Raw genomic sequence first — 3,173 nt, forward strand, 5'->3', positions numbered from 1 at the left:
ACCGAAGTGACGTTGGGAAACACGGCGGTGCCAGTGGGCTGACATGACGCCAGGAGACAGGGCGAGGAGGCGCCGACGGCTCTCCGGGCGGCCGTATCTCTTTCGTGGCGGGCCTCCTACCTGCGACGATCGGTTGTCGTGGACAGCGCGCAGGGGGGCCGGTGGGCAGGATCTGGCAGGCCGTGGCATGGTCGGCGGGGCCGCGTCTGAAATGGGCGCTTCTGCTTGGCTGGATCGTCGTCGCGACCGTCGCCAGCCCGCTGGCGTTCAGGCTGTCCGACGCGCAGCGGAACGAGGCCTCGGCCTTCCTGCCCTCGCGGGCCGAGTCCACCAGGCTGCTCGAGGCCCAGAAACTCCTGCCGGGCGGAGACTCCGTACCGGCGGTCGTCGTCTTCTCTCGTGACCCTGAGCTGACGCCTACCGACCGGAAAGCGGTCGAGGACGTCGGCCGCCGGATCGGCGAGTTCTCCGAGCGTCCGGTCAGCATGCCCATTTCCTCACCACGGGGAAATACGCTGCTACTGGCCGTCAGTATCGCTCAGAGCGCTGATGTCGTGGAGTTCACCGACAAGGTCAAGGAAATCCGGCGGATCGCCCGGGAGGCGGCACCGCCGGGGCTCCAGACGTCGCTGACCGGGCCGGCCGGGCTGGTGACGGACACCTTCGACGTGTTCAGCGGGGTGGAGACCAGGCTGCTGTTCGTCACCGCGGGCGTGGTGGCGGTCATCCTTCTGCTCGTCTATCGGAGCCCCGTCCTGTGGCTGATCCCCTTACTGACGGTCGCCGTTGCCGACCAGACTGCCACCGCCCTGGTCTATCTCGCGGCCGAGCATGCGGGGCTGACCGTCAACGGGCAGAGCGCGGGCATTCTGCGGGTCCTTGTCTTCGGCGCCGGCACCGACTACGCGCTGCTTCTCATCGCTCGCTACCGTGAGGAGCTGACTCGTCACAGCGATGCGCACGCGGCGATGCGGGTCGCGATCCGCCGGGCCGGACCGGCGATCGTCGCCTCGGCCGCCACGGTCATCATCAGCATGCTCTGCCTGCTCCTGGGCGAGCTGAACTCCAACCGGGGTCTCGGCCCGGTCAGCGCGATCGGTATCGCCGTGGCACTGGTAACCATGATGACGCTGCTGCCGGCGGCCCTGGTCGTGTGCGGACGGAGGCTGTTCTGGCCGTTCGTCCCCCGCTATGGCGCGCGGGCGCGGGAGGAGTCCGGGGCCTGGTCACGGGTTGGTACGACGATCGCCGCCCGGCCGCGCACGACCTGGATCGCCGCCGTCCTGGTGCTGACCGGGCTCGCGTTCGCGACCGTGCACCTGGACACCGGCCTGCGCCAGGACCAGGGATTCACCAGGCCGATGGACTCGGTCACCGGGCAGGAAATCGTGCAGCGCAGCTTCCCGGCCGGCACCACCGCACCGGCATACGTTGTCGTGAACGCCGCCAGGGCGGACGAGGTACGCGCCGTCATCGCAAGAAATCCTGCGGTCGCGACCGTCGTGGAAAGCGATCGCGGCGCCGGTCTGGTGCAGTTCCTCGTCGTTCTTTCGCAGCCGCCGGACACGAAGGCGTCCTTCGACACGATCAGACAGCTCCGGGACACCGTCCACGCGATACCGGCGGCGGACGCGCTGGTCGGCGGGAACACCGCGGTGAACCTGGACGTGCGCACCGCCTCCGTACACGACCGGAAGGTCATCATTCCGGCTGTGCTGGTGGTCGTGGCCGTTGTTCTCGGGCTGCTGCTGCGGTCGGTGCTGACCCCGCTGCTCCTGATCGCGACGGTTGTGCTGTCCTTCCTCGCCGCGCTCGGCTCGAGCGCGCTGGCCTACGACTGGCTGTTCGGCTTCGCCGGCGCCGATCCCGCCCTGCCGTTGCTGGGCTTCATCTTCCTGGTGGCGCTGGGTATCGACTACAACATCTTCCTCATGACGAGGGTCCGGGAAGAAGCCGGGAGAATCGGCACGCGGCCGGGAGTACGCCACGGCCTGGCCGTCACCGGCGGCGTCATCACCTCCGCCGGCGTCGTGCTGGCAGCCACGTTCTCGGCGCTGTTCATCCTCCCGCTCGTCCAGCTCGCGGAGGTCGGCTTCCTGGTGGCCTTCGGCGTCCTGCTCGACACGCTGGTGGTGCGCTCGGTTCTCGTCCCCGCGCTCGCCATCGATATCGGCCCGAAAATCTGGTGGCCCAGCCGGCTCGCGAAGCCGCCACCGGACCAGCCCACAACGGCGACCGACGCCGCCGTCCGAGAAGCGGACAGCGACGCGGCCGCCGCCGGAACTCCTACGGGGCCGCGGGCTCCCGTCAGCCGAAGGCCGGGAACTCCAGGCCGAAGATCAGACGCCAGAGGTTGACCGCATCCTCGTGCCGGCCGGCCTGCTCCGCCTCGACCGCCTCGTCGGCGTGGGCGCGGGCGAAGGCCACCGGCTCCCGCAGCGCGTCGACGTCCTGCGGCTGCAGGTAGGTCGACAGGTCACCGCCGACCTCCGCGGGGTCGTAGGCGGTGAACCCCCTGCTCTCGATGTGCCGGAAGACCGCCGCCAGCCCCTGCCGGGTGTTCAGCCCGCGGTTGATCAGAACCTTGCCGGCGAGCGCCTCCAGATGGAAGGAACGCAGCCGGCTGCCGCAGACCCGGTTCCAGGCCTTGAGCAGCCGCACGGCCGAGGCGACCCGGGGGCCGGCGTCCGCCATCCAGCTGGCGTGCCGCTCCGGGCGGGTCGGCAGCCAGCCGCCGACACAGTCCGGCATGACGTAGCCCGCCCGTGGATGGTCGAAGGCGGGCACCAGGTGGACGTCCGGCGCGCAGTTGTAGACGACGCGCATCGCCTGACCTCGGCTACCGATCATCTGGATGCGGTCGCCGCCGATCGCGTTACGGACGCAGAGCAGCAGGTCGCGGGAGTCCCAGCGGAAGCGCTTCCAGGCGTTGTTGGCCGCGCTGAAGACCACGATGATGTCGACCTCGTCCACCGGGCGGATCATCGTGTCGCGGCCTGCGGAGCCGATGGTCGCCACTCCGACGAGCGGCAGCGCGCACCGCGGCGGAAAGATCGTCCGCAGGGCCTGTTCGGCGTCGTTGCGGCGGGCGTCGATGACCGCGCGGTCATCGGCGTTGAGCCGGATCAGGTCGTCGAGCCTGGCGAAGGCACGGGCCGTGGTACCGACCAGCA

Annotated in this window: 2 protein-coding genes; one reads left to right on the forward strand and one right to left on the reverse strand. The window is 69.9% G+C overall.

Translation table 11 applies throughout. The features are described from left to right. The first annotated feature begins 161 nt into the window (after positions 1–161). Positions 162–2,357, forward strand: a complete 2,196-nt coding sequence (locus tag AC5LSR_RS17360; protein ID WP_250285051.1) for an MMPL family transporter — start codon at positions 162–164, stop codon at positions 2,355–2,357. Here the strand turns inward: AC5LSR_RS17360 and AC5LSR_RS17365 are convergent. Continuing rightward, positions 2,308–3,173: SMODS domain-containing nucleotidyltransferase (locus tag AC5LSR_RS17365; protein WP_250289839.1), on the reverse strand; the 866-nt coding region annotated here is incomplete at its 5' end. The two genes, AC5LSR_RS17360 and AC5LSR_RS17365, sit on opposite strands and share 50 nt — an antisense overlap.

The organism is Protofrankia sp. CiP1_Cm_nod4 (genome assembly GCF_982290645.1).